A 23,502-nucleotide genomic window follows, 5' to 3' on the forward strand; every position below is an offset into this window, starting at 1 on the left:
TTTCTGATTAATAAAAACACTCTGTGTGGTGTTCATGGATTTTTTTCAATTGTTCGTTCGTTAATTTCTGACTGGTCACTAAATAATCGATTTCATGACTAGCAATTGCTTGATGAATGAAGCGTTGTTCTAATTTATCTTGTGTAGCTAACACCATCAAATGATTGGCTTGTTTACGAAACGCTCTTTTTACTAACGCTTCTCCTTCATGCGTTTCCGTCACGCCTTGATTAAAATCAAATCCTCGACAGCTGATGATTGCAAGGTCAGCAGCATAAGTCAAAATATCATTATACGCTTTTGCTCCGTTGATCGTTGCTCGTTTTTGAACGATTTTACCACCGACGATCGATACTTTTGCTGAAGTAAATTCACTTAGCATCGCAGCAGTAATGACCCCATTCGTAATGATTTGCAGCCCTTCAAATCGACCTAAATTTCGTACTAAATGCAAACTAGTTGTACTAGAGTCTAAAAATAAAACCATATCATCTTTGATCAAATTAGCTGCAATATCCGCAATATAACGTTTTTCACTTTCTTCCTCTAAATGGGTGATTTTCATCATATATGGTACATCGATTTTCTGATTATCTACTAACATAGCCCCACCACGGACTCTTCGGATCAGACCACTTTGTTCTAAGACAACAAGATCTCGTTTCACTGTCGCTTCACTGTAATTGACTAAATCGATCAATTCAGTAATCCTGGCAAATTGGTTGATTTTCAAATGATTGACAATCGTTTGTTGTCGCTCTTCTACATCACTTAACATCTTCCCCACTCCTTTCTCTTTCGCTTTATTTTACCATAAACAAAGATGCCTCCACCTACATCCAAAAACAGAATCGAGTGGTTAGAATGAAAATGCTTCGCTATAGGACATCAGCCGAAACAACTAAAGTTAGCGATTCATTGGCTTATACCTAAAAATATTGAGCATTTTTTCATGACCACTCGATTTCGATTTCATTGGAGACTGAGCCAAAACTTGTCTCGGTCTCTTTTAGTATCTCTAAAACGAATAAACGATGAGAAATTCGTCTTATTTATAACACTTGGCTTGATCGATCGTGTTTAAGATCGTCATTTTATGTTTCACTACTTCCTGTACTTTTTGATTCGCATAAGGGTAGATCATATTCGGTTCATACATTTCCGGGTTTTCATTTAAGATTTCTCTTAAAGCATCGAAAAAGACACTTTTTAGATCCGAACTAAGGTTGACCTTAGCTACACCATATTTAACTGCTTCGCTTACTTCTTTATCCGGATTTCCTGAACCACCATGCAAAACAAACGGCAAATCGATGGTCTCATTCAATTCTTTCAATAACTCGATATTCAATTTTGGTGTTTTATCTTTAGGATATAAGCCATGTGCTGTTCCAATAGCGATAGCTAATGTATCAATATTCGTTTCTGCAACAAACTGTTTTGCTTGTTCAGGATCTGTGTAAATAATATTAGCTGCCCCACCTTCTGCTGACCCATTATTCCCAATCGTACCAATTTCTGCTTCGACTGACACATCTACCTCGTGAGCTAGAGCCACCACTTCTTTAGTTATCTTTATATTATCGTCAAAGGATTGCAAGGAGGCATCAATCATGACCGAGGTATAGCCATTGCGGATAGCCCGTAACACATCACTTACTTTACCGCCATGATCAAGATGGATCACTACAGGTACTTTACTTTTATGCGCATAAGCTCGAACAGCAGCAACAAATTCATCATTCAAGTAAGCAATCTCATCGGGATGGATCTCTAAAATCACTGGTGCATTTAACCGTTCTACTTCTTCCATGATTGCCTTTAACATATCATAACTACAAATATTAAAAGCAGGAACCGCAAATTGATTGTCTTTAGCTACTTTCAATAACTCTTTCATTGTATATAACATTACACTTCCACCTCATTTATTATTTTTTCTTGCTTCACTATTTTTTCTTCATTTCCGACTTGTTCTTCGCTTGATTTCTTTAATAATCCAAGTGAAAGAGCCGTAACTACTGTCCCAGCACCAATCGCTAGCAAATACATGGGTAGGTGATTGATCACGTTAGGTATCAGCATGACCCAAATCCCGCCATGCGGAGCAATGGATGTGACACCGGCAGCCATTGAGATGCCCGCTGCAGTAGCAGAGCCGAGAATCAAGCTCGGAATGACTCGAATCGGATCTGAAACTGCGAAGGGAATCGCTCCTTCTGTAATATAAGAAGCACCAAGCACCCAACAAGATTGACCAGAAGTCCGTTCTTCTTTCGTAAATTTTTTCTTGAACAACAGTGTGGCTAAAGCGATCCCCAGCGGTGGGGTCATTCCAGCTGCCATACATGCTGCGATCGGTGCATTGACTCCGGCAGACATCAAACCAATGGAAAAAGTTGAGATCGATTTATTGATCGGCCCTCCCATATCAGCTGCCATCATCACGCCGATGATCAAGCCAAACATTAATCCGGAAGTATTACCTAAACTATTCAACCAATTGGTTAATACTTCTAATAACCACGAAATGGGTTGTTCTATTACAAAAACCATTGCTAAACCAATGATCAAGATAGATATTAACGGAACGACGATCAATTGATACATCGCTAAGATACCTTTTTTTACAGGAATTTTATTTGCCAGAAAATCTGTCACATACCCTGCTAACAGCCCCCCGATCATTCCTCCAAGAAATCCAGAACCACCAGTAGATGCCAGTAGCCCTGCCACGATCCCAGGTGCAAAGCCAGCTTTCCCCGCAATAGAGGTCGCAATCCCTGCCCCTAAAGCTGGCACCATCATGGCAAAAGCGGTGTCTCCACCAATTCTAGAAAATGCGGCAGCTAGGACATTATAGTCAGCTGATTTAGGATCCGCTGCAGTGATCCCAAAAGCAAAACTTAATGCGATAATAATTCCGCCCGCAATAACAAACGGTAACATATAGTTCACACCACTCATAAAATGGTTATAAAGTGTAGCTTTTTGTTTCGTGGCTTTTGTTTGTTCAACTGATTGAGCAATTTCTAACGTATTGATCCCTTTTAATGCTTCATCAATTACCAATTCTGGTTCTTTAATTGCTCGACTCGTTGAAACTTTTTTGATTCTTTTACCCGTAAAACGTTGCATATCAATTTCTTTATCAACTGCTAGAATAATCGCATCTGCTTCAGCAATCTCTTTTGTAGTTAACCTATTTTCCGTTTTGATTCCTTGCGTTTCAAACTTTGCATCATGGCCTAGTTTTTTAGCAGTCCCTTCTAATTTCTCAGCGGACATATACGTATGCGCAATTCCCGTAGGACATGCGGTTACACCAATTATTTTCATCGTTATTCTCCCCTATCTGCTTATTCAATAACGGTCTCAGTTGATGCATGTGACATTATTCGATGATTCATTTAACGGATTGCTTTTTCTTCATTTTTTAAAACGGTCATAATTTCTGAGGCTGAATTTGCTTCTTTGATTTGTTTTCTAAAGTTTGGATCAATTAATCGCCTTGACAACGCACTGAGAATCTCAAGATGACTGTCAGCAGCGTTTGCAGGAACCACGATTGCAAAAGTATATGCAATTGGCTCCCCATCTAAGCCAAGATATTCTGTAATCTGGCTGCTACGAACAAAACAAATGGTTGGTGTAATGACAGCCTTGCTTTTAGCATGTGGGATACCAAATCCAGCTTCAATCCCTGTAGGCACTTCCTCTTCTCTTTTGAATAATGCTTTGATTATTTTTTTTGCACTTTTTACTCTATGTGTGGTTTCAAGTGTAGTACCGATACATTCAAATAATGATTTTTTTGATCGAATTGAGTCATCGAAAAGAATCAAATCTTCTGAAATCAGTTGACTAATCTCCACTCCACATAACCTCCTTTCTCTATTTGTTAACGCTTTCTAATAACTGTGGCAAGTATAGCATCCCTAATTCAGCCATTCAATGCTTTGAACGAATAACGAAAAATGGATCAAAATTTTAAAAAATCAGTCAAAAAAATGATCGATAGTGATCATCAAAATAAGAGGTTCATGTGTTTCAGACCTTACTTATATAAAAAAACACAACGTATTTTGACCGTTACAATCAAAATACGTTGTGTTTATTGATGATCAATCAATTCTTTCCCAGTCAATCGTTTCTCCAGGAACTTTATCGGTATTCCACCATTTTGCACGATATTTTACACCTTTATACATGACAATATCCCCAGCAACATACACTTTATCTTTATCCCAAGCTTCAATTGAAGGATCTTCCGTGTTGCCATTGTTATTATCATCATCGGTAATATTTCCTACATCACCTTTCATTTCATCACGATATTCCCATATTTTCTTCGTTAATTTTGGTAGTCTTGCTAATTCTTTTTTAGTATCAGCAGTAACTTCGATAGCCCATTTTTCAAAAAATGGCGTTAGATTTTTGTTACTGATCTTTGAAGCAGATAAGATAAAATGTTGTCGCTTGTCTTGTTCTGTCCATAGCTGTGGACTTTCTTCACGGTATAACTGATGTAGTTTAGGATAGAAGTCGCTGCCAAATGCTAATTCCAACTGCCAAAACATTCCTAGTCGAACAAATTCATCTTGTTTATCAAAATTTTTCGATTGACTTCGATTCAAATAATTGAAAATATCCGTATATACGCGATCTTCTTCTAAACGACTACGCTGTCCTAATGCTTTTTGTACCCGCATCGAAAAGATATTCACGGTCACTTCGGTCATATCCTCCCAACCCATATCATCAATTTGATAGGTATGACCTAATTCATGCCAAATCCCCCACTGTGAGGAACCGTCTGGATCTAACAAGACTCTCATTCCATCTGCATAATTAAAACCAGTATGTTGTTCATACGCGTACATATAATCTTCTCTGGCACTCGTTTCACGCATATGTTGAACTAAGCCAGTTGGTTGACGATGGATTGTAGCGCTATTATCTAGTCCGGCTGTTTGATCGTGAAGATCAATTACTTTTTCTTTCGTTGTTAAAATTTTAGTTGGGTCCTTCACATAATTAATTGTTTTGTCGGATCCTGTAACCAAAACTCGATCACTGACCAATTCATAAGCAGGTGCATTTGGATGATTTCTTACTTCATTCTGCCAATCTTTATTGGTCATTTTTCCTAGAATAAAACGTGGAATTGTAATACCACCACGTATTTCAATTCTCGTTTTTTGTTGCGTGATGCGAGTGGATTCATTTTGGATATGGATCACACCTTCTTGAGTACCGGAAATGACGTTTCTTCCTCTATTTAGTCGTTTCCCTTTCGTTGCCCCTTCGAGATAATCTTTCAGACTAGCCCTGGTAATCGTATACGTCGGTAGTTGTTGCGCCGTTTCATCTACATAAATTTCGATCGTATCATTTTTACGTTTATAGATCCCTGTAGATTGATTGCTACTAGGACCAAACCAATTACCGATTTCTTCCCGATAACTCTCAACATCCTCACTTTGATAAGCATTCAAAACCGTTGAAACGTTTTCATTACTTCGCTCTGAAAGAACGACTTCCGTCCCAATAGTCGGTTCATTTACTGTTGCCTCAACATTTAGGTCATTTGATAAAATAACCATACTGAACAGTAAAGACCCCAAAATCATTGCTTTCTTCTTACTCATATTAGCACCCCTTAATGTTATTTTTTCTTTATAATATAACATTAACATGCATTATTTTATAAATGTTGTCGTTTTTTTCCAACAGAAGGAAATAATGAAAATCAGACTTTTAAATAATATGGTATGATAAATTTTTAGTGACCATTTTTTGATTATCAGAAACAGAAAACACAAAAAAAACAGACTACCTTTATCAGATAGTCTGCTAAACATCGTATGAACAATGTTTTGATTATTCTGCAGCGTTTGCGTCTTTGAGACCGTATTTTTTGTTGAAACGGTCCACACGTCCGTCTGCTTGTGTGAATTTTTGACGTCCAGTATAGAATGGATGTGAGTCAGAAGTAACTTCGACACGGATGACTGGGTATGTATTACCGTCTTCCCATTCAACTGTTTCTTGTGAAGTTTTTGTTGAACCTGACAAGAATTTAAAGCCAGTTGTTGAATCCAAGAACACTACTGGATGGTAATCTGGATGGATGTTTTCTTTCATGCGTTTTCGCTCCTTTGCCCTGACCCATTTGCTGAACCAGAGTTGATTTGTCGATATACAACAGTAACATCTTAACATGTTTCTAACAACGTTGCAATTATCTTTTTAGATTTCTTGTCTGATTTTTTTTACCGAACGAGACATCTTGGAATTCTTTGAAAAATTGTTGATTGTTTTTGGTTTTTCTTAAAAAACGGATCAATTGTTCGGTGTATTCCAATGAATCGCCGACCATATTCTTTCGTAACTTCCAAATTTCTTCTAATTGATCTTCTGGCATTAGAAGTTCTTCTTTTCTCGTGCCAGATTTCTTGATATCAATGGCAGGGAAGATACGACGCTCAGATAGTTCACGAGACAGTTGAAGTTCTAAATTCCCTGTTCCTTTAAACTCTTCATAGATCACATCATCCATTCGGCTACCCGTATCGACTAAGGCAGTTGCTAAGATCGTCAAGCTTCCACCTTCTTCGATATTTCTAGCTGCTCCGAAGAATTTTTTTGGTTTATATAGTGCGGCTGGATCGATTCCCCCGCTCAATGTACGACCACTTGGCGGTACGACTAAATTGTAAGCTCTAGCTAATCGGGTAATACTGTCCATCAAGATCACGACATCTCGTTTATCTTCGACTAAACGCATCGCTCTTTCCAGAACCAACTCAGATACCCTTGTATGATTTTGTGGTTGTAAATCGAAAGTAGATGAAACGACATCTCCTTTGACACTGCGTTCCAAATCCGTGACTTCTTCTGGGCGTTCATCGATCAGAAGAACGATCAGTTCTACTTCTGGATGATTTTCAGTGATTCCATTGGCGATTTCCTTTAACACAGAAGTTTTTCCGGCTTTAGGAGGTGCTACGATCAAGCCACGTTGACCAAAACCTACCGGTGAGAAGATATCGATCATTCTTGTTGCTAGTCTTTGAGAGGTTGTTTCTAACCTAAGCTGATCTTGAGGATACAGAGGTGTCAAAGCTGGAAAATGCGGACGTTCTTTGGCTTCTTCTGGGTCTTTTCCATTTACACTTTCCACGTGCATCAACCCATAATAACGTTCTGACTCTTTAGGTGGGCGAGCCTTTCCTGCTACTTTATCTCCATTTCGCAAACTAAACCGTCTTATTTGTGAAGCAGAGATATAGATATCTTCTACACTTGGCCCATAATTGATTGGTCGTAAAAAACCATACCCATCTTGTCCAACGATATCTAAGATTCCTTCCATATAATAAAACCCTTGTTTTTCTGCTTGCGCCCGAATCACAGCTAAAGATAATTCTTTTTTATTCATTTTGCTATAATAAGGAATCTTAAATTCTTTTGCGTAACTGTAGACCTCTTTTAATGTCTTATTTTCCAGTTCCGCCATCGTCAAATAATCACTCATTCAGCTTCCACTTCCTCCACCATTTGGATTTCAGCACCTAATGCCGTCAATTTTTCAATAATATGATCATAACCACGTAAAATATATTCTACGTTATAAATAGTAGTTGTTCCTTCAGCCATGAGACCTGCAATAACTAAACAAGCACCTGCTCGAAGGTCAGAAGCGACTACCTCTGTTCCATGAAGTTTATTTGGTCCATTTGTAATGATCAAATTCCCTTCCACTGATATATCAGCACCCATACGTGCTAATTCAGGCACATGATTCACACGTTTAGCATAGATCGTATCTGTGATTTCAGCTGTTCCTTTGGTCATTAATAAGAGGGGAGTCAATGGTTGTTGTAAGTCTGTTGCAAACCCAGGATATGGATAAGTCATCACATTCACCGCTTTTAACTCTTTAGACGGAAACACTTCAATCTCATCTTCTCTAATTGTCATGTTTACGCCCATTTCTTGAAGTTTAGCAATAAAACTTTCTAAATGTTCGTAAATCACATTTTTGATCTTAACACCATTTCCTGCTGCTGCAGCAAGCGCTAGATAAGTTCCTGCTTCGATTCGATCAGGGATCATGAAATGGCGACAACCATGGAGTTTGTCTACACCTTCGATTCGGATTACATCCGTCCCTGCTCCTCGCACTTTGGCACCCATATTATTTAACAAAGTAGCAACATCGATAATCTCTGGTTCACGAGCGGCATTTTCGATTACTGTCTGACCTTTCGCTTTAATAGCCGCCAGCATCACATTAATCGTTGCACCGACTGAAACGACATCCATGAAAATCCGATTTCCCTGTAATCCCTCTTGGTCGGTCCGTAAATACATCGCACCATGTTCATTATTGACTGAAGCACCTAATGCTTCGAAACCCTTGACATGTAAATCAATTGGTCGCGGTCCTAAGTAGCAACCACCTGGCAAACCAACCACTGCCTCACCAAATTTTCCAAGCAGTGCCCCCATAAAATAATAGGAAGCACGTAGACTATTGATCTTACCACTTGGCATGGGCACGGAGACGATACCGCGGGGATCAATTTCTAAAATATTTTGTGAAAAATGGATTTTCGCTCCCATGATTTCTAAAATTTCGATTAGTGAATGAACATCCTGAATATCAGGTACGCCTTCTAAAATAACCGGAGAATCTGCTAAAATCGCTGCAGGAATCAAAGCCACTGCACTATTTTTAGCCCCACTGATTGTTACTTCACCAGTTAACGGACGATTTCCTTCAATTATGATTTTTTTCATTGATTTCCACCTTGTTATTGTTCAATTTTATTACACATGCTTGTATTTTATCATAGATGAAATAAAGAAACGAGTTCCCATTCTTTTTTATTTCCTCAAAAATCAAAGGTCTATTCTGAAAAAAGATGGACAAATGTTTATCAAAGTGAACGATTATCAATTTGCGAAAAAAAAACCGCAAAACAGGTTGAACCTGTTTCACGGCATTCTTAATCGATTAATTAAGCTTTGTTAGCTGAACCGAACCAATCAATGTGTTCTTCTGCATCTTTAATGATTGCAGCTTTACCTGGTGCTAACAATTTACGAGGGTCAAAACCTTTTCCTTCTTTATCTTTGCCAGCTTCGATATATTCACGAGTAGCTTTAGCAAATGATAATTGGAATTCAGTATTTACGTTTACTTTAGAAACACCCATTGAAATTGCTTTTTGGATTTGTTCTTGAGGAATACCTGATCCACCATGTAATACTAAAGGCATATCTGGACCTACAGCATCAGCGATTGCTTGTAAATGATCAAATGCTAAACCATTCCAGTTTTCTGGATATTGACCATGGATGTTACCGATACCACATGCTAGGTAGTCGATTCCTGTAGCAACCATTTGTTTGCATTCTTCGATATCTGCTAATTCACCGTTACCGATGATTCCATCTTCTTCTCCACCGATTGAACCAACTTCACATTCAACAGAAATTCCTTTAGCGTGAGCTTTTTCTACAACTTCTTTCGCTAATTTCAAGTTTTCTTCAAATGGTAAGTGAGAACCGTCAAACATAACTGAAGTATAGCCTACTTCGATACATTCCATAGCTGCATCATAGTCACCATGGTCTAAGTGGATGGCAACAGGAACAGTGATGTTCATTGATTCAACTAAGTCACAAATAATATCTTTAGCAACTTTGTAGCCGCCCATGTATTTAGCCGCACCCATTGAAGTTTGGATAAGTACTGGTGCTTGTTTTGCTTCAGCTGCTTCAAGGATTGCTTGAGTCCATTCTAAGTTATTTGTATTGAATCCGCCGACAGCGTAACCGCCTTTACGAGCAGCTTTTAAAAATTCAGCTCCTGATACTACTGGCATAATAAATTCCTCCTAAGTTTTGTAAAACTAAATTTGTTAAGACTATCCTTAACCAACGAACCTATTTTACCAAACATTTTCAGAGTTTTCTACTAAAATCAATGAAAATGAAAATTTTCAAGAACTTTTTTGCAAAAAATAAGGTTTTCAGTTGGCTGATTTAGTCAAAAATGGCTAGTTTATCGTTTTTTATTGTTCAAACAATAACAATTTATTTATAACTGTTTTCTCTAAATTCATCTGAAACATTAAAAGCGTATTTGTCCCGCTTATTTTCCTTCACGTTCAGACAAAGCAGCTCCGACAAATCCTTTGATCAATTTTTGTGGGCGATTTGGTCTTGAGATCAATTCTGGATGGAATTGACAACCAACAAAGAATTTTTTCTCTGTTAATTCCACGATTTCCACTAAACGATTATCAGGAGAAACACCTGAGAATACTAATCCTTTTTCTTCAAATAATTGACGGTATTTATTGTTGAATTCATAACGATGACGGTGACGTTCTTGTACTACATCGGCTCCGTCATAAGCTTCGGCTGTTTTCGTTCCTTTTTTAATTTTACATGGGTAAAGACCTAGACGTAACGTTCCACCTAAGTTTTCGATATTTTCTTGGTCTGCCATCAAATCAATGATATTGTTCGTTGTTTCTGGTGTAGTTTCTGCTGAAGCAGCATCTTCCAAACCAACCACATTACGAGCAAACTCAACACACGCCATTTGCATGCCTAAACAAATCCCTAAGAAAGGCACATCATTTTCACGAGCATAACGGATCGCTTCAATTTTTCCTTCGACCCCACGATCGCCAAAGCCACCAGGTACTAAGATACCATCTGCATCTTTCAAATATTCTGCAACATTTTCTTTGGTTAGATCTTGAGCCTTGATCCAGTCAAGTTCGATATCCGCATCAAAAGCAAAGCCTGAATGTTTCAACGCTTCAACAACTGAGATATAAGCATCTGGTAATTCTACATATTTACCTACTAAAGCAATTCGGACTTTTTTCTTCAGATTCAATACTTTTTCTTCTAATTGTTTCCATTCTTCCATATCAGCTTCTGGCGTTTCTAGTTTCAAATGTTCACAAACAATGCGATCCATTCCTTGTTTTTGTAAAAGTAACGGAATAGAGTAAAGTGTATCCACATCTGGTGACTCAATCACTGCTTCGGGTTCTACGTCACAAAATTGTGCTAATTTATTTTTCACATTTTGTGAAACAGGTTGCTCTGTTCGAACCACCAAGATATTAGGTTGGATTCCTAAACCACGTAATTCTTTTACACTATGTTGAGTTGGTTTAGTTTTCATTTCTCCCGCAGCTTTTAGATAAGGAATCAATGTTGTGTGGATATACATCACGTTATCAGCACCAACATCCGCCTTCATTTGGCGTAGTGCTTCTAGAAATGGTAAAGATTCGATATCGCCGACTGTTCCGCCAACTTCAGTGATGATCACGTCTGAATCAGTCATTTTTGCCGCACGCATGATTTTCTCTTTGATTTCATTAGTGATATGAGGGATAACTTGAACAGTTGCTCCTAAGTATTCCCCTTTTCGTTCTTTACGAAGTACTTCTGAATAAATTTTCCCTGTAGTAACATTGGAGTATTTGTTCAAATTGATATCGATAAAACGTTCATAATGGCCTAGATCCAAATCAGTTTCTGCTCCGTCGTCTGTTACAAAAACTTCTCCGTGTTGGTACGGACTCATTGTTCCCGGGTCTACGTTGATGTAGGGATCAAATTTTTGGATGGTTACTTTTAAGCCACGATTTTTCAACAAACGACCTAAAGAAGCTGCAACGATTCCTTTACCAATCGATGAAACTACGCCGCCCGTTACAAAAATGTATTTTGTCATAAGTTCAAAAACTCCTTCTTCTTTTATCTGCAGGAAAAGTCCCAGAAAATGAACAAAGCTCCCTATTCTAGTTAGAATAGGGAGCAAAATTTCTGTGAACTTCTGACCCTTTAAAAGGGTGCCCAATGAGTATACTACAAGCAAATTTGAAGAAAGTCAAGCCTCTAATTTAACGTTGCAGATGTCGTTAGTCATAAGAATAATCCAACGTCAATGATAAATGAAAACAGGCAGTTCACTCTCTAATAAAAAACTGCACGAAAAAAAGCACACTCATTCTTTTAGTAAGAACGATTAGCCATACGACTTCTTTACTCATTCACTAGACTATCTTTGATGATCTCTAGAAGATTTTTGTCCTTGTTTTTCAGATGTGTTTGTACTTCTCGTTCTTACAGCATTGAATTTTTCTGTCCTATTTTTTAACGGTGACAATTTTTCTACATCTAATTGTTTCCAGTTTTCTTGTCTTCTTTTCTTCAAATCCTCCACTTTTTTCATTACCTGTTCCTGTTGTTCAGGGGTCAAATTAGAAAATTCAGCTTGAAAATCTAATTTATCTTCAGCTTTAGTTCCCACCTTGCCTACACTTTCTTTAACCAACTCTCTAAATTCTCTTTTATATAATTCAAGGTTTGAAAGTTCCTGTGGATTGCCATGCACAAGATCTGTTTGTGGATACTGTAACATATTGAATTCAGCATAGTTAGTCAGTAGTTCTACAGCATGGCGGTTAAACTGCCAACGTTCATTTACGTTTTCCACGCTCAAACCAAGATTATGTATAATTTCCCTATATTCATTCTGCCTAAGAGGCAAAACACGTCTTGAAGTACCTTCTATTGTTGTACTATGTGGTATATCTAAATTCTCTTCTAATATAGATACAACCTCGTGTTGTGCAAGTGGAATAACTGGGTCATTCATTTGCTCACGAAGTACTGAAGTGATATCCTGTATCAGGGTAAAAGGACGGCGCATTCTCAACCTTTCTATTTTTATTGAAAGTTCAGTATCCCTTATTGCCTTCATCTCCTCAATTCTTTTCTTTTGTGATTCTTTAATTTTATTACGAGTATCAGGACTGAGGTCAAACAAGTCCACGAAAGAACCAATATCATTAGGTTTCATCTTAAAATTTTCTATTACAAATTCTATATCCTCACTTAAATCAGCCTCATTAACTTTGTAAGGTAACTCTGAATACATTTTTTTAAGACTCTCTGCAACCTCTGTGAACGTCCTTGATGTCATCGACTGTTGCACCATTTCGTTAATTTTTTGTATTCGTTCTTCTTTTAAAAACTTGATTTTACGTCGAGGTTCTTCTTCAATCTCCCTTTTTCTAATTGTTTCACGAAGATTTTCTTTATTTGCTAGTTCTAGCTTATCAATAGTAGAATTTATTTCATCTGGTGTAAAATAGTTTTTTTCAAAGAAGACGTCTAATGCCTCACTTATATCAATATCGTCTATTGGTTGAATAACATTAATTTCCGGATCATGAATCAATTGATTGATAGATGCAACAACTGTATCTATCATCTTTGAGCGATCAGAGAATGAATTGACTTCCTCACTTTGTTTGTTTAAATTTTTATGAACAGCTCTAAGTTTTTCGTCTCTTAATAAATTTTTTTTTCGCACTTGATGTTTTTTCATTGAATTAATTTGTGATGTTCTAACCTGTTCACGAGTATGATCATCCAGATTAAGACGATCTACTACGTAATTGATTTCATCTTTAGAATAAGTACGTAGGTTTAATAAAAATATTTCTTCTTCATCTTCCTCTAATCCTTCATTCATATCTTTGATTATTTGATCTAATTCAACTTTATTCATAAATTTATGCCTCCTTTATAATATAATAATAAGGCAATAACTTTAATTTGAGCATACCTAATTTTCCCCCCAGAAGAAATAGGTATGCTCAAATAAAAAAAATTCAATTATTTATCATCATATACAATCTTCAATGAACTCATTTTTTACTTGTGCGTATCAACCAGGAGTGCAATAATCACTGTAAAACAAGAATATTCTTAGAAAAATTCTACACACAAAAAAATGAAAAAAATTTTTTTATACTATAGAATAGGTGTGTTATTCATATTTTGCAAATAATTTTCTTTCCATTAAAATTTTAAAAAAAATTTCAATCAGAAATAGCTGTATACTACTCGTAGAGAATGATTTCATTACACAATCCAACCAGTTATTTGTGATTCAGAATAACTTAACATCATCCGTTTCTCATTCTCGTACTCCTGAAGTGTATTCTTCAGGAGTTTTTTGTTGTCCCACCACATAAGTTACTCACCAAACAATGCGCGAACAAAATAAGCCAAAATTTCCTAAAATAAGTCTTCAGCGACTAAGAAATCAGTTAAAACAAACTGTCTTTCTTTTCAGTCGTACTCATTTTTCGTAAAATTTTGGCTTATTGTCCTGTTTATCAAGCATAAGAAGGTTGTGAAAAGAGCGGTTTGCCCTGAGTATTAAGGATGAAAATCTCGAAACAGCTTTTCATGTTTTGAAAAATTCAGGCTTATTTCAAGGAGCTGATGCTAAAAACCCATTTACTCGTTTTTAGAATGAAGTGAGATTGATCTCTCCAACTCCAGTTATTCATATTCTAATGGGGTAGCGATAATCAATATAATTCCAAGTATTGTTCTCTTTCCCATTCTGAAACAGTTTGTCTAAAGGCTGCCCATTCTAAGCGTTTTGCTTCGACAAAGTTCGAAAAGATATGTTGTCCCAAAGCATCGATCATCACTTTGTCTTTTCTTAATTCTTTGATTGCATTATGGATCGTTGAAGGAAGATCTTGAATGTGGGCTTCTTCTCGTTCTTCTTCGTTCATCACATAAATATTTCGGTCCACCGCTGCTGGTGGTGTGATTTCATTACGGACACCATCTAATCCAGCTTGTAATAAAACAGCCATTGCTAAATATGGATTAGCAGATGGATCAACTGAACGCAATTCCAAACGTGTGGATAAGCCACGTGATTCTGGAACACGGACTAATGGTGAACGATTGCGACCGCTCCATGCCACATATACTGGTGCTTCATAGCCAGGAACTAAACGTTTATATGAGTTGACGGTCGGATTGCAAACCGCTGTATAGGCACGAGCATGTTTCAATAGCCCACCTAGGAAATGATACGCTGTTTGGCTAAGTTCTAAATCGCCATCTTTGTCATAAAAGACATTTCCTTCATCATTGAACAAGGACATATTACAGTGCATCCCCGAACCATTGATCCCGAATAATGGTTTAGGCATGAACGTTGCGTGTAACCCATGTTTACGAGCAATTGTTTTAACGACTAGTTTGAATGTTTGAATATTGTCACAAGCATCCACAACGTCTGCATATTTAAAATCAATCTCATGTTGCCCAGGAGCTACTTCGTGGTGAGAAGCTTCTACTTCAAACCCAAGGCTTTCTAATTCTAAAACAATATCACGACGACAGTTCTCACCTAAATCTGTTGGTGCAAAATCAAAATATCCACCTTTATCGTTTAACGTGGTCGTGATTCCACCATCTTCATCTAACTTAAATAAGAAGAATTCTGGTTCTGGACCTAAGTTGAAAGAGGTAAATCCAAGGTTGCGCATATCTTTTAATGCACGTTTCAAATTCCCGCGTGGATCACCTGCAAAAGGTGTGCCATCTGGGTTATAGATATCACAAATCAAACGAGCTACTTTGCCATGATCACTTTCCCAAGGGAAGATCATCCATGTTGAAAGATCAGGATACAAATACATATCGCTTTCTTCAATCCGAACAAAACCTTCGATCGAAGAACCATCAAACATCATTTTGTTTTCAAGTACTTTATCGATTTGACTAACGGGTACTTCGACATTTTTGATCGTTCCTAAGATATCTGTGAACATTAATCTTAAAAATCGAACGTTCTCTTCTTCAATGATTCGTTTAATTTCATCACCAGTTATTTGTTTCTTTACCATGGTATCCCTCTTTCTTTTTCTTTATATTATTCAGTCAAAGAATTGTCGTTGCATTCCTTGCGACTGATAATGCCCAGTTTTACTTAGCCCACCTTGCGCCAATATCTCATCACGAAAAATTTGTCGAACGTCATGATCAGTTAGCGGTTTTTTGCTTTTTTCTTCCTGTTTTTTGGCTTGAGCCATTTCGTAAACTCGTTTGATACCAGCCATATTTAATCCATCAGAAAGATAATCTTTGATCTCTAACAACAAGTCAATATCGTTTAATGAATACATTCGACGATTTCCTTCGCTTCTTTCAGGATGAACAAAATCTTGTTCTTCATAATAACGAATTTGTCGTGCGGATAAATCAGTCAGTTTCATTACTGTACCAATTGGAAATACAGACATTGAACGGCGCAATTCCTTTTCTCCCATCAGACGTCCCCTTTCGTTTAACAAGTTGGGTAAAGTATACCAATCAAAAAAACTACTGTCAACCGCTTATGTTAGGTTTTCTAACATGAGTGATGATTTTTTTTACAAAAAAACTTGAGCAACGATTCATTGCTCAAGTTTTCTAACTTTTAAAAAAAGAGAAAATACATAGGTCACTCTGATAAGAAAGAGACAACGACCATTTAACTATTCAGCCATTTAGAAGTTGACTTTGCAAATCCTTTTACTTCATATCCATTTTTTTCTTCTACAAAATGCTCTTTCAAAACGAGGGTTTGTCTTCGTAAAGCACTTAATGTTTGTCCATTCTGGCTTGGCACAAAGAGTGTGTATGGCGTCATCAATTCCAACAACTGCTGTTTGATCGCTTGTACTAGCTTTTCTTTCCCATCGGTACTTTGCGCCGATATCAATACATTTGGAAAGAGTGAGGGAGTAAATAAGGCTGGATCAATTTGATCCGCTTTGTTATAGACTGTTAATACAGGCATCTCTTCCATCTTTAGTTCCGTCATCAACTGTAATACAGTCTGCTCCTGCAAAATACGATCTGGCGAACTTGCATCAACTACATGTAACAATAGATCCATTGATTGACTTTCTTCCAATGTTGAATGGAACGCATCAATTAATTGTGTCGGAAGATCTTGAATAAATCCAACCGTATCAGTAACAGTAATCTCAAATCCTTCTGCAAATCGCCATTTCTTTGTTAAGGGATCCAAAGTAGCAAATAACTGATCTTTAGAATACGTATCCGCTTGCGTAAGCAAATTAAGAATGGTTGACTTCCCCGCATTGGTATACCCAATCAAACCAATTTGAAAGATTTCACTAGACTGTCTTTTCTGGCGGTTTCTCGCTCGATGCGCTTCTACAGCCTTCAACTCACGTTTTACCCCTAATATTTTATTACGGATATGACGTCGATCCGTTTCCAATTTGGTTTCCCCAGGTCCTCTCGTTCCAATTCCACCACCTAATCGAGACAATGACTTTCCTTGTCCAGCTAAGCGTGGTAAAAGGTATTCTAATTGAGCTAGCTCTACTTGCAGCTTTCCTTCTTTCGAACGGGCTCTCATGGCAAAAATATCTAAAATCAACTGGACTCGGTCAATGATAGGGATTCCTACTGCTTCTGAGACTAGCTGACTCTGCCGAGGGGTCATTTCATGGTTAAAGATAATCAGATCCGCTTCATGAGCATCCGCTTGTTGGATCAATTCTTGTAATTTACCTTTACCGATAATGGTTTGACGATCGACTTGCGGTCGTTTCTGCGTCAATGTAAATACAACTTCCCCAGAAGCTGTATCGGTCAGCTTGCTCAATTCTGCCATCGACTCTGTGAAGTATCGTTGATTCTGTTCTGTCTCAACACCTACGATGATCACTTTTTCTTTTTTATTCGTCATCTTTATCCTCCAACCACGTTCTGATCAATTGATCAATTTGCTCCATACTACTGGACTCTGCTAATAAATCAAACCAATGTGCATCAAGACGATTACGAAACCATGTTAATTGTCGCTTTGCATACCGTCTCGAGTTCATCTTCAACTGCTCCACAACGTTTTCTAAAGATTCTTCTCCCTTAAAATACGGATAGAATTCTTTGTATCCAATGCCCTGACTCGCTTGGACTTCACCAAGTTCATACACAAAACGTGCTTCTTCTAATAAGCCTTCCTCTAACATACTATCTACACGTTGATTGATGCGCTGGTATAACAAGGCTCTCTCGGTATTAAGACCAATCATACAATAATCATAAAGACGTGCGGGTTCCTCTTGCGGTGTTGTGATACTGTAGCCAGTCACTTCAAATACTTCTAAAGCTCGAATCACTTTTCGCTGGTTATTCCAATGGATTTTTTCCGCTGCTAGCGGATCTTTTGTTTTCAAATACTCCCAAAGTTCTTTTTTACTGAGTGTTTCAGCTAATTCTTCATATTTTTTTCGTACTGCTGTGACGCTTTCCTCTTTTGCACCCAATTGAAAATCATAAAGTAAAGATTGAATATACAACCCTGTTCCGCCAACGATCATCGGCAAACGACCACGTTCTGTGATTTCTGTGATCAATTTTCGTCCAGCTTTTTGAAAATCTGCTACGGAATAAGTTTCATTCGGTTCGATGACATCAATCAAATGATGGGGAATACCTTCCATTTCTGACGTGTTTATTTTAGCCGTCCCGATATCTAATTTTTTGTACACTTGCAGTGAATCCCCACTAATAATTTCACCGTTAAATTTTTTAGCCAATTCCACGCTAAGCGCTGTTTTCCCTACCGCTGTAGGTCCAACGATTACTAATACTTTTTCCATTATCATCCTACTTTTTCATTGTTTGTTTTATCCAAAATGCTTTTTGGGGAAAGTCTGTGATTATTGCATCTAGTTGTTGATCGAAACATCGTGCCATCTGCTGGTCGTCGTTGATGGTCCAGCATCTGATCGATTTGGGGAATGTCTCCATGGATGGCAAATGCTCCAAGTACCAGTCACCTCTAGGATGAATCCCTTCTATCCAAGGAGTATCTTCAGCTAACTGTACTTTCTTTTGTGACGTACTTAAAAGAAGATCCAGCTGTGCCTGAGGATCAATTTTTACTACTCGTTCCAATGTATGAAAGTTAAAACTGCAGTACGCATGTCGAAAAGGCCATTCCACTGCTTTTAATTGTTGAACTACTTTTTCTTCGATGCCAGCATACTCATATTTATCTGTTTTAATCTCGATCATTACCGTTCCACGATAATTCATTTCCCAAAAAAGATGCAAGACCTCTTTCAAAGTTGGCACTTTTGTTGCCTGAAACTCTGTATTGAACCACTTTCCTGCATTCAACTTTTTTATCTCTGCTAATGTTTTTTCCCGTACCAATCCTTTGCCATCCGTCGTCCGATCCACTTCCTCATCATGAATCACCACTATCTGCTCATCTTTCGTCAAATGAATATCTAGTTCAATCCCATCTGCACCTATTCGAACCGCTTCGGCAAACGCAGGCAATGTATTCTCTGGATGGGTACCACTACTTCCACGATGCGCAAAAATCTGAACCATTTCATCACCACTTTCAGTCTCTTTGATTGTACCATAGGAAAAAGGCTGTGAAAAAGTCGTAATACTTCGAATGTCTAAGAATGAGGTTGACTTGTCATTCTAAAAAATGAGTAAACGGTATTCAATAAAGAACTCCTCAGCAATAAGCGATGATTTTCTAAAATATGAAAAGCTATAAAAAAGTCCTCTCTCATTTATAGTGTTCCCTCTATCGAAAATAAGCCGAAAAAACCAAAAATATAAGGAACTACTTTTGGATTCTTCGGCTTATTTCTAAAAGCTAGACAATTCTGTCACAACCTTGACTTTACAAATTATAAAAGTTTTTTGATCCTCTTCAATCTCAACTCAAAAAACAATTAGCTCCACACATTATCATTTGAGAAAAAGCCAATAGGTTGTCGCGTGACACTTTTTAATTGCGCTTTTTTTTCATTGATCATTTCCGTCAGATTATCCGTGAAGTTTTCTAAGATCACACGTCCACCTTTATAAGCATAACCGCCTATTTTCATCGTTTCGTCAGGAGAAAGAACGACTTTACGGTGCGCAATGTTTTTAAACAACTCCTCTAAGATGTAATTTGGAAGATAAAAATTATTTTGTGCAGCAAATGACTGTAAATAAGCAAAATCATCAATAGTGATATAACAATCATCAAATGCATCAAAGCTGACATATTCATCTAACAGTGTTGCTCTTTTTTGCAAGATTTCATTGATTTTTTTATTTAGTTGATTCAAAGTCTCAATCTCTTTGACTTTTAATTCTAACTCCCGTCTTCGTTGCTCTTTGTTTTCAAGATGGCGCATCTGAACAACCATCCCGATATATACTAAAATAGCTCCTAATAAAACGCCAATTAAGCCTACGATGCCAACTACCAATTAGTGTTCCTCCTTGCTGTATTCTTCTATTTCATCATAACATAAACGTGCAAGCACAGACTATTTTCTAAAATTTTTTTATTTGACCTTTATTGACCAAGAATGTATACTACTTTTTAGGTAGAAGAAATGAATTTGTGTTACACTATTTGTAAAGAACTTAAGGAGGAACCAAATTATGAATTTAATCCCTACAGTTATTGAGCAATCCTCTCGTGGCGAACGAGCTTATGATATTTATTCACGCTTATTAAAAGACCGCATTATCATGTTAAGTGGTCAAGTGACTGATGATCTTGCAAACTCGATCATTGCCCAATTGCTTTTCCTAGATGCACAAGATTCTGAAAAAGACATTTATCTTTATATCAACTCTCCTGGCGGTTCGGTTACTGCTGGAATGGCGATTTATGATACGATGAATTTTGTTAAAGCAGATGTCCAAACCATTGTGATGGGTATGGCTGCTTCTATGGGTAGTTTCTTACTGACAGCAGGTAAAAAAGGCAAACGTTTTGCTTTACCAAATGCTGAAATCATGATCCATCAACCACTTGGCGGCGCACAAGGTCAAGCGACAGAAATCGAAATCGCAGCTCGTCACATTTTACAAACACGAGAACGCTTGAACAAAATTTTAGCAGAACGTACTGGTCAACCTCTTGAAGTGATCGAAAAAGATACCGACCGTGATAATTACATGACTGCTGAACAAGCGAAAGCATATGGTTTGATCGATGAAGTGATGGAAAACAGTGCTGGATTAAACTAATTTCATTTATACAAACTAAAAGACGATGGGTCTGCTCTACTGAGCGGCTCATCGTCCTTTTTTCAGTTGGAACGAAAGCTCGGTTTTTCAATGCTGTTCTTTAAACTTTCCTTCGTTATATTGTTCTCCAAGTTCAACGTAATGTTGAATATTTTGGCGATTCTTTTCAATCTCTTCTTCCGTTAAAGGACGAATGACTTTAGCTGGCCGACCAAACGCTAATACGTTGGGCGGAATGACCTTGCCTTCGGTCACTAAAGAACCAGCACCAATCAAACTATTTTCACCGATCACTGCATGGTTCAAAATAGTTGATCCCATACCAATCAACGCGCCCTTTTCGATGGTGCAACCATGAAGCATACATTGATGTCCTACCGTTACATTTTCAGCAATTTCAACTGGTGCATCATGGTCCACATGAATAACAGTACCATCTTGAATATTCGTTCTTGCTCCAACTTTAACCGTATTGCTATCCCCACGAATCACCGCTTGATACCAAACTGTGACCGATTCTGCGAGCTCTACATCGCCAACAACAGTTGCATTCGGTGCAATAAATTTTTGACTCATTTTTACACATCTCCTTTTTTGGCTTATTTCCAATTATAGCAGAAGATGGATTTCTCCTTCAAAAAGACTGGCAGCTATTATTTCATAGTCCCTTCAAGCACGCCTACTCTCTAGGGACTGAGACAAAAGTTGTCTCAGTCTCTTCTAGTATCTCTAAAAACGAATAAACGTGTTCAAACATCAGCTCCTTGAAATAAGCCGAAATTTACCAAAAATTTGAGAAGCACCAAGTAGGTAACAATCAACATCAAAAACTAGTTTTTGTGTTTCTTGTCAATTTTCGGAAATTCCTTCTTATTTCTTGATGCTGAACACTTTTGTCTCAACCTCTCGTTTTTACACAACTAAAGAGCTCAGAACAATCTTTCGTGTTCCAAGCTCTTTCCTTTTATCTATATGCTATCTAAACTGGTAGCTAAATTTTATCCATTTACTTTAGAAATATTGATTGAGCCGATATAGCCAGCTTTATAGTTTTCCACATTGATTAGTGGGCTTGTTTCTCCTTTATTTACTTTAAAAGTAGTTGTAAGTCGATAGTATCCTTTTTCTTCTAAAACCCCATCTCTCATCAATGTGGTGTTAAGGAGTTCACGACTATCTTTAGACGAAGTATCTTCCTTCAATGCCACTTTTACATAATGGTCACTCAACATATCGACCACTGGTTTCACATAAACGGTTACTCGATAAGTTGCATTTTCTTCTAAAGCTTCACTACCGTTAAAGATTTTATATACACTAGCATGCTGATCAGCAAAGAAAGTATAGTCACCAACTAAAGCATTCACAGGGTCTTTCACTAGTTCAATGTCATCTCCTGAGAACATTTTCCATCCAGCAGTTTGTCCGTCAGGCCAAGTATCATTGATTTTCACCGTTACATTAATCGTTTTTCTAGCCACTTCATTTACACTATTTTTCACTTCATAAGTGACTTGGTATTTTCCAGGAATAGAGGAATCAACGTTGTTTTCTACCACTTTGATTTTGTCTGTGATGTCTCCGTCAACACGATCATAAGCACTTAGATTGATTCGTTTGTCATATGGATCAAATAACTCATCGTGCAAAATTTCAATATCATTTGCATGTAACTCTGGTTTTTCAAAAACAGCTGCAAATTGATTGATTCTGACAGTATGCGTATTGAAGTGTTCTCCTGTTGCAGCTCCAATCGTAAAAGTATATTTCTTTGATTTATCGATGTTTGGATTTTTCAATTCCCAATGTTGCCCATCATAATCTGCAGTAATAAGTTGTTGCTTGCTATTCCATTTTAACGTTAATTTTTTAAAAGTATTTGGCGTGAATTTAATTTGTTGCATAGGAGCTAAAGCGGTTAAAAATCCGCTGTTGGCATCTGTTGAAACAAAGCCTCCATGAGCACCAACCATTTGAGCATGGTTGAAAGAAGTATCCGCATCATCTCTATCTGGCGCTTTAGAATAGGTATCCAATTCAAATCCAATTCCCTTTTTCAGGCCTCTGATACCTAGACCACCACCATTAGCTCCAATGTCGCCAATTGCTCCTTGGTGGAAAGCCACACCTACCCCATCAGCACCATTTACATTATCACCTAAATTGACATCCATATCCAACAAGAAATCATAGTTCATATCAAGGGAGACGATTCCAGATATTGTTCCTTTTTGAAATTGTTTCGATTGAGTAAGACGAGCTGTATGGGAATCAAGTTGGACGGCACTTCCATTAAATGCGACGATGTCTTTCAAATCAAAATTATTTTGATCCACATTTTGGGAGATAGCAATATTTTTATTGACTAAAACATTACTAGTTTCTGCATTTACTGACAATCCAACAACACTTACCCCAATTAATCCAATAGTTCCTGCACATACTTTTTTATAAAAGGTCTTTTTGTTCATAATAAATAACACTCCCATTCATATAGTTATTTTTTATACACTATCCTTTTCCGTTTTATCTGCATTTCACCATCTCTTT

Annotated in this window: 20 protein-coding genes; 1 reads left to right on the top strand and 19 read right to left on the bottom strand. The window is 37.4% G+C overall.

All coding sequences use genetic code 11. From position 1 onward, the window contains the following. Positions 1–7: 7 nt before the first annotated feature. From IGJ11_RS10305 to IGJ11_RS10385, 17 genes are all read right to left on the bottom strand, one after another. Positions 8–778, bottom strand: a complete 771-nt coding sequence (locus IGJ11_RS10305; RefSeq protein ID WP_010718700.1) for a DeoR/GlpR family DNA-binding transcription regulator — start codon at positions 776–778, stop codon at positions 8–10. A gap of 270 nt (positions 779–1,048) precedes the next feature. After that, positions 1,049–1,912, bottom strand: a complete 864-nt coding sequence (locus tag IGJ11_RS10310; protein WP_063627449.1) for a ketose-bisphosphate aldolase — start codon at positions 1,910–1,912, stop codon at positions 1,049–1,051. Next, on the bottom strand, positions 1,912–3,339 hold the full coding sequence (locus IGJ11_RS10315; RefSeq protein ID WP_010738049.1) for a PTS fructose transporter subunit IIC: 1,428 nt from the start codon (positions 3,337–3,339) through the stop codon (positions 1,912–1,914). The genes IGJ11_RS10310 and IGJ11_RS10315 overlap by 1 nt, the downstream gene beginning before the upstream one ends. Before the next feature lie 71 nt (positions 3,340–3,410). Then, the gene (locus IGJ11_RS10320) at positions 3,411–3,875 is read right to left on the bottom strand and encodes a PTS sugar transporter subunit IIA (RefSeq protein WP_010718703.1); all 465 of its coding nucleotides are present in this window, start codon (positions 3,873–3,875) and stop codon (positions 3,411–3,413) included. A gap of 249 nt (positions 3,876–4,124) precedes the next feature. Further along, complete coding sequence (locus IGJ11_RS10325; RefSeq protein WP_010718704.1) at positions 4,125–5,651, bottom strand: M60 family metallopeptidase; 1,527 nt, start codon at positions 5,649–5,651, stop codon at positions 4,125–4,127. 232 nt (positions 5,652–5,883) lie between these two features. Beyond that, a complete protein-coding gene (locus IGJ11_RS10330) occupies positions 5,884–6,147 on the bottom strand; it encodes a type B 50S ribosomal protein L31 (RefSeq protein WP_010718705.1) in 264 nt (87 codons plus the stop codon). 97 nt (positions 6,148–6,244) lie between these two features. Further along, complete coding sequence (gene rho, locus IGJ11_RS10335) at positions 6,245–7,540, bottom strand: transcription termination factor Rho (protein ID WP_178285734.1); 1,296 nt, start codon at positions 7,538–7,540, stop codon at positions 6,245–6,247. After that, a complete protein-coding gene (locus tag IGJ11_RS10340) occupies positions 7,537–8,808 on the bottom strand; it encodes a UDP-N-acetylglucosamine 1-carboxyvinyltransferase (RefSeq protein ID WP_053765738.1) in 1,272 nt (423 codons plus the stop codon). Before IGJ11_RS10340 ends, rho begins: the two co-directional genes overlap by 4 nt. A gap of 221 nt (positions 8,809–9,029) precedes the next feature. Next, a complete protein-coding gene (locus IGJ11_RS10345; protein ID WP_010718708.1) occupies positions 9,030–9,899 on the bottom strand; it encodes a class II fructose-bisphosphate aldolase in 870 nt (289 codons plus the stop codon). Positions 9,900–10,168: 269 nt separating this feature from the next. Next, positions 10,169–11,779, bottom strand: a complete 1,611-nt coding sequence (locus tag IGJ11_RS10350; RefSeq protein ID WP_010718709.1) for a CTP synthase — start codon at positions 11,777–11,779, stop codon at positions 10,169–10,171. Between the two features lie 327 nt (positions 11,780–12,106). Continuing rightward, the gene (locus IGJ11_RS10355) at positions 12,107–13,624 is read right to left on the bottom strand and encodes a hypothetical protein (protein WP_242697134.1); all 1,518 of its coding nucleotides are present in this window, start codon (positions 13,622–13,624) and stop codon (positions 12,107–12,109) included. Between the two features lie 811 nt (positions 13,625–14,435). Beyond that, positions 14,436–15,776: a type I glutamate--ammonia ligase gene (glnA, locus tag IGJ11_RS10360; protein ID WP_010718711.1), complete on the bottom strand. Its 1,341-nt coding sequence runs from the start codon at positions 15,774–15,776 to the stop codon at positions 14,436–14,438. Between the two features lie 30 nt (positions 15,777–15,806). Beyond that, the gene (locus IGJ11_RS10365; protein WP_010718712.1) at positions 15,807–16,199 is read right to left on the bottom strand and encodes a MerR family transcriptional regulator; all 393 of its coding nucleotides are present in this window, start codon (positions 16,197–16,199) and stop codon (positions 15,807–15,809) included. Positions 16,200–16,402: 203 nt separating this feature from the next. Beyond that, positions 16,403–17,635 (bottom strand): GTPase HflX, encoded by a 1,233-nt coding sequence (gene hflX, locus IGJ11_RS10370; protein WP_207431742.1) that lies wholly within the window; start codon positions 17,633–17,635, stop codon positions 16,403–16,405. After that, the gene (gene miaA / locus IGJ11_RS10375; protein WP_251849680.1) at positions 17,625–18,551 is read right to left on the bottom strand and encodes a tRNA (adenosine(37)-N6)-dimethylallyltransferase MiaA; all 927 of its coding nucleotides are present in this window, start codon (positions 18,549–18,551) and stop codon (positions 17,625–17,627) included. Before miaA ends, hflX begins: the two co-directional genes overlap by 11 nt. Before the next feature lie 7 nt (positions 18,552–18,558). Next, a complete protein-coding gene (locus IGJ11_RS10380; RefSeq protein WP_010738061.1) occupies positions 18,559–19,293 on the bottom strand; it encodes a glycerophosphodiester phosphodiesterase in 735 nt (244 codons plus the stop codon). Between the two features lie 359 nt (positions 19,294–19,652). Then, positions 19,653–20,180, bottom strand: a complete 528-nt coding sequence (locus IGJ11_RS10385; protein ID WP_010718716.1) for a hypothetical protein — start codon at positions 20,178–20,180, stop codon at positions 19,653–19,655. A 178-nt stretch (positions 20,181–20,358) separates the two neighbouring features. Between IGJ11_RS10385 and clpP the strand changes: the two genes are divergently transcribed. Continuing rightward, entirely contained in the window at positions 20,359–20,952 is a 594-nt protein-coding gene (gene clpP, locus IGJ11_RS10390) for an ATP-dependent Clp endopeptidase proteolytic subunit ClpP (protein ID WP_010718717.1), read from the top strand. 87 nt (positions 20,953–21,039) lie between these two features. Here clpP and IGJ11_RS10395 read toward each other — a convergent pair whose 3' ends face one another. Together IGJ11_RS10395 and IGJ11_RS10400 are read right to left on the bottom strand one after the other, a co-directional pair. Further along, positions 21,040–21,528, bottom strand: a complete 489-nt coding sequence (locus IGJ11_RS10395; protein WP_010718718.1) for a gamma carbonic anhydrase family protein — start codon at positions 21,526–21,528, stop codon at positions 21,040–21,042. 422 nt (positions 21,529–21,950) lie between these two features. Next, entirely contained in the window at positions 21,951–23,423 is a 1,473-nt protein-coding gene (locus tag IGJ11_RS10400; protein ID WP_034698948.1) for a lectin-like domain-containing protein, read from the bottom strand. Positions 23,424–23,502: the final 79 nt, after the last annotated feature.

It is taken from the genome of Enterococcus sp. DIV0691, assembly GCF_051711145.1.
GTDB lineage: Bacteria > Bacillota > Bacilli > Lactobacillales > Enterococcaceae > Enterococcus_B > Enterococcus_B hirae.

Excerpts from the sequence above, each read along its gene's own strand:
- IGJ11_RS10305 (WP_010718700.1), bottom strand. The coding sequence starts at position 778 with ATGTTAAGTGATGTAGAAGAGCGACAACAAACGATTGTCAATCATTTG.
- IGJ11_RS10310 (WP_063627449.1), bottom strand. The coding sequence starts at position 1,912 with ATGTTATATACAATGAAAGAGTTATTGAAAGTAGCTAAAGACAATCAA.
- IGJ11_RS10315 (WP_010738049.1), bottom strand. The coding sequence starts at position 3,339 with ATGAAAATAATTGGTGTAACCGCATGTCCTACGGGAATTGCGCATACG.
- IGJ11_RS10325 (WP_010718704.1), bottom strand. The coding sequence starts at position 5,651 with ATGAGTAAGAAGAAAGCAATGATTTTGGGGTCTTTACTGTTCAGTATG.
- IGJ11_RS10330 (WP_010718705.1), bottom strand. The coding sequence starts at position 6,147 with ATGAAAGAAAACATCCATCCAGATTACCATCCAGTAGTGTTCTTGGAT.
- rho (WP_178285734.1), bottom strand. The coding sequence starts at position 7,540 with ATGAGTGATTATTTGACGATGGCGGAACTGGAAAATAAGACATTAAAA.
- IGJ11_RS10340 (WP_053765738.1), bottom strand. The coding sequence starts at position 8,808 with ATGAAAAAAATCATAATTGAAGGAAATCGTCCGTTAACTGGTGAAGTA.
- IGJ11_RS10345 (WP_010718708.1), bottom strand. The coding sequence starts at position 9,899 with ATGCCAGTAGTATCAGGAGCTGAATTTTTAAAAGCTGCTCGTAAAGGC.
- IGJ11_RS10350 (WP_010718709.1), bottom strand. The coding sequence starts at position 11,779 with ATGACAAAATACATTTTTGTAACGGGCGGCGTAGTTTCATCGATTGGT.
- IGJ11_RS10355 (WP_242697134.1), bottom strand. The coding sequence starts at position 13,624 with ATGAATAAAGTTGAATTAGATCAAATAATCAAAGATATGAATGAAGGA.
- glnA (WP_010718711.1), bottom strand. The coding sequence starts at position 15,776 with ATGGTAAAGAAACAAATAACTGGTGATGAAATTAAACGAATCATTGAA.
- IGJ11_RS10365 (WP_010718712.1), bottom strand. The coding sequence starts at position 16,199 with ATGGGAGAAAAGGAATTGCGCCGTTCAATGTCTGTATTTCCAATTGGT.
- hflX (WP_207431742.1), bottom strand. The coding sequence starts at position 17,635 with ATGACGAATAAAAAAGAAAAAGTGATCATCGTAGGTGTTGAGACAGAA.
- miaA (WP_251849680.1), bottom strand. The coding sequence starts at position 18,551 with ATGGAAAAAGTATTAGTAATCGTTGGACCTACAGCGGTAGGGAAAACA.
- IGJ11_RS10380 (WP_010738061.1), bottom strand. The coding sequence starts at position 19,293 with ATGGTTCAGATTTTTGCGCATCGTGGAAGTAGTGGTACCCATCCAGAG.
- clpP (WP_010718717.1), top strand. The coding sequence starts at position 20,359 with ATGAATTTAATCCCTACAGTTATTGAGCAATCCTCTCGTGGCGAACGA.
- IGJ11_RS10395 (WP_010718718.1), bottom strand. The coding sequence starts at position 21,528 with ATGAGTCAAAAATTTATTGCACCGAATGCAACTGTTGTTGGCGATGTA.
- IGJ11_RS10400 (WP_034698948.1), bottom strand. The coding sequence starts at position 23,423 with ATGAACAAAAAGACCTTTTATAAAAAAGTATGTGCAGGAACTATTGGA.